General features: G+C 70.3%; 3 protein-coding genes. All 3 read right to left on the reverse strand.

Features of this window, described 5'->3' with window-relative positions:
* On the reverse strand, nucleotides 1-1,510 hold a 1,510-nt coding region (argH, locus tag D7Y15_RS42975), incomplete at its 3' end, for an argininosuccinate lyase (protein WP_233605320.1).
* Nucleotides 1,507-2,031, reverse strand: a complete 525-nt coding sequence (locus D7Y15_RS42980) for an aminoacyl-tRNA deacylase (protein WP_233605321.1) — start codon at nucleotides 2,029-2,031, stop codon at nucleotides 1,507-1,509. The genes D7Y15_RS42980 and argH, both read right to left, overlap by 4 nt.
* 110 nt (nucleotides 2,032-2,141) lie before the next feature.
* Nucleotides 2,142-2,798 carry a peptide-methionine (S)-S-oxide reductase MsrA gene (gene msrA / locus D7Y15_RS42985; protein ID WP_121756173.1) on the reverse strand — a complete coding sequence of 219 codons (657 nt, stop codon included), beginning with the start codon at nucleotides 2,796-2,798 and terminating at the stop codon, nucleotides 2,142-2,144.
* Nucleotides 2,799-2,864 lie beyond the last annotated feature (66 nt).

The raw sequence follows: 2,864 nt of genomic DNA on the forward strand, positions 1-2,864 counted from the left end.
ATCCGGAGGCGGTGAGAAGCGCGGTGACGGCGTGCTCCAGCTGTCCGCGCGCGTCTTCCTGTTCGACGCGCCAGGCCTGGAGGGAGGCGGCGAGGCCCGGGTCCTCCAGTGCGGCGAGCTGGGCCAGGACGGAGGCGGGCGCGGGGCCTCCGCCATGGGCGGACGCCTCCACGCAGGTGGCGGGCTCCAGCGCGCGCGCCAGCTCCGCTTCGTCGAGCGTGAAGGCGCGCGAGGTGACTTCCAGGAGCAGCGCCTCCAGCCCGCGCCGGGCCTCCGCGGCGGTGAGGGGCGCGTCGCCCGTCTTGCGCGCCACGAGCCGGGCCACCACGTCGTGGGCCGTGCGGAACGCGAGCCCGTGCCGCGCGACCAGGTGGTCCGCGACCGCGGTCATCGTCGTATCCGCGTGGACCAGGAAGGCGCGCATCGCGTCCGGGCGGACGCGCACGTGCTGGAGCAGCAGGTCCATCAGCTGGAGCGCCTTGCTGATGCCCCGGAGCGCGGGCCACAGGTGCGCGGAGACTTCACCGCTGACCTCCACGCTGTTGGTGAAGGGCGTGTTCTTCAGGCCCATCAAGGCGTTCATCAGCGCGCCGGTGGGGTGCACCGCCTGTCCGCGGATGTGCTCCAGGACGAAGGCGTTGCGCTTCTGCGGCATGATGGAGCTGGTGCTCACCAGGTCATCCGGCCAGTCGAGGAAGCCGTAGGCCATGCTGGCCCAGGCCTGCAGGTCGTTGGCCAGCCGTGTGAGCGTGGTGCCCATGAGCGCCAGGGGCCCGAGCACCTGGATGACGAAGTCCCGCGAACCGACGGCGTCCGCGGAGTTGAGCACCGGCGCGGAGAAGCCCAGCAGCCGCGCGACCTCGTGCGGGTCGATGGGGAACGACGTGCCACCTCCGGCCGCGGCGCCCATGGGGCTGCGGTTGACGGTGCCGTAGCTGGCGGCGAGCCACGCGGTGCCGCGGACGAACTCCGACAGCACCGCCGTCAGGTAGTGGCCGAACGTGGAGGGCTGCGCGGGCTGCTGGTGGGTGAAGGAGCTCATCACCGTGCGCGCGTGCGCGTGCGCCTGCGTGCGCAGCGTGCGCGACAGGGACTCGCAGCCGGCGAGCACGCCAAGCAGCTCCGTGCGCAGCCGCATCCGCGTCACGGTGGCGTTGATGTCGTTGCGGCTGCGGGCCACGTGCGCGGATCCGCCGACCTCGCCTCCCAGCCGGTGGATGTATTCGTTCTCGTACGTGAGGTAGAGGCCGCGGTGCGACGCGGGCGTTTCGAACACGGTCTCACCCGCGTCCGAGCGCAGCCGCAGGTCGCGGTTGACGGACAACAGGCGCGCCACGGTCTCCGCGGGGAGGATGCCCCGGTGCGCGAGCATCACCAGGTGGGCCGCGTCGATGCGCAACAGGTGCGGCAGCACCGTGCGCTGGTCGTCCGCGAAGCCCGGTTCGTAGAACAGCCGGAAGAGGACGGGGTGGGGCGGCAGCGAAACGCGGCCCAGGGTCTGCGCGCTCATCGTGCGTCCACCGGGGAAGCCGCTGCGTCCTCCGCGGCGATGTCGCCCACCACCGCGCCGGTGAGCCGCTGGATGTCCCGCGGCGAGATGCGCAGCATGTGCTGATCATCCCCGCCGCCGCCGAAGACGACGTCGTACTGGAGCACGCGCGAGTCGATGACCACGGGCAGCGGCGTCGCGTGCCCCACCGGAGGGACGCCGCCGACGGCGTAGCCCGTCAGCCGCGAAACCGTCTGCGCGCTGGCCAGCTTGAGCTGCGTGAGCTGGAGCGCGGCGGACACCTTCGCGGTGGCGATGCGGATGTCGCCGGGCGCGATGGCCAGACACGCGCGAGACGCATCCTTCTTCCCCTCGAAGACGATGGTCTTGACGATCTGCGCGGGCATCACGCCCAGCGCCGCCGCCGCCAGCGGCACCGTGGGCATGTCCGCGCCGGGGTTGATCAGCGTCGCAGCGACCTGGGAATCACGCAGGTACTGCTCCAAAAACTCGCGTCGGGAAGGTGCATCCGTCGTGTTCATGACGAACGCGAGTTTAAAGGATTCCCCTCTTACGTACAGAGTGCGCGCGGAGCGGAACCCGTGACGGTGGATCCGCTCCGCGCGCGTGTTTCACGTCGTGCGCGCGAACGTTACGCGCTGACGCCAATGCCAATCGGGCAGCTCACGCCGGTGCCGCCAACGCCGCAATAACCCCCTGGGTTTTTCTGCAGGTACTGCTGGTGGTAATCCTCGGCGTAATAGAAGGCCGGCGAGGGCAGGACCTCCGTGGTGATGTCGCCCAGGCCCTTCGCGTTGAGCGCGGCCTGATACGCCTGCCGCGTCTCCTCCGCGGCGCGCTTCTGCGCGTCGTTCGCGAAGTAGATGCCGGAGCGGTACTGCGTGCCCGCGTCGTTGCCCTGGCGCATGCCCTGTGTCGGGTCGTGGTTCTCCCAGAACACCTTCAAGAGCTGCGCGTACGTGACCTTCGCCGGGTCGAACACCACGCGCACCACTTCGTTGTGGCCGGTGAGCCCGGAGCAGACCTCTTCGTACGTGGGGTTCGGCGTCAGCCCGCCCGCGTACCCCACCGAGGTGGAGTACACGCCCGGCACCTGCCAGAACTTGCGCTCGACGCCCCAGAAGCAGCCCATGCCGAAGACGGCCGTTTCAAAGCCCTCCGGCACCGGCCCCTTCAGCGGGGTGCCCAGCACGGTGTGCTTCTGCGGAACCGGCATCTCCTGAGGACGGCCCGGCAGCGCCTCCTGCGGAGTGGGGAGCCTCAACTTCTTCGGGGACGTGAAGAACATGCTCTAGCTTTAGCCCCGGGCCTCCCCGTTTTCACGCTTGGCGCACGCCCGCCCACTCGCACCCCG

It is taken from the genome of Corallococcus sp. AB030 (assembly GCF_003668965.1).
Taxonomy (GTDB): Bacteria; Myxococcota; Myxococcia; order Myxococcales; family Myxococcaceae; genus Corallococcus; species Corallococcus exiguus.

What these genes read in the sequence shown, in the direction of transcription:
- D7Y15_RS42980 (WP_233605321.1), bottom strand. Translation starts at nt 2,031, where the DNA reads ATGAACACGACGGATGCACCTTCCCGACGCGAGTTTTTGGAGCAGTAC.
- msrA (WP_121756173.1), bottom strand. Translation starts at nt 2,798, where the DNA reads ATGTTCTTCACGTCCCCGAAGAAGTTGAGGCTCCCCACTCCGCAGGAG.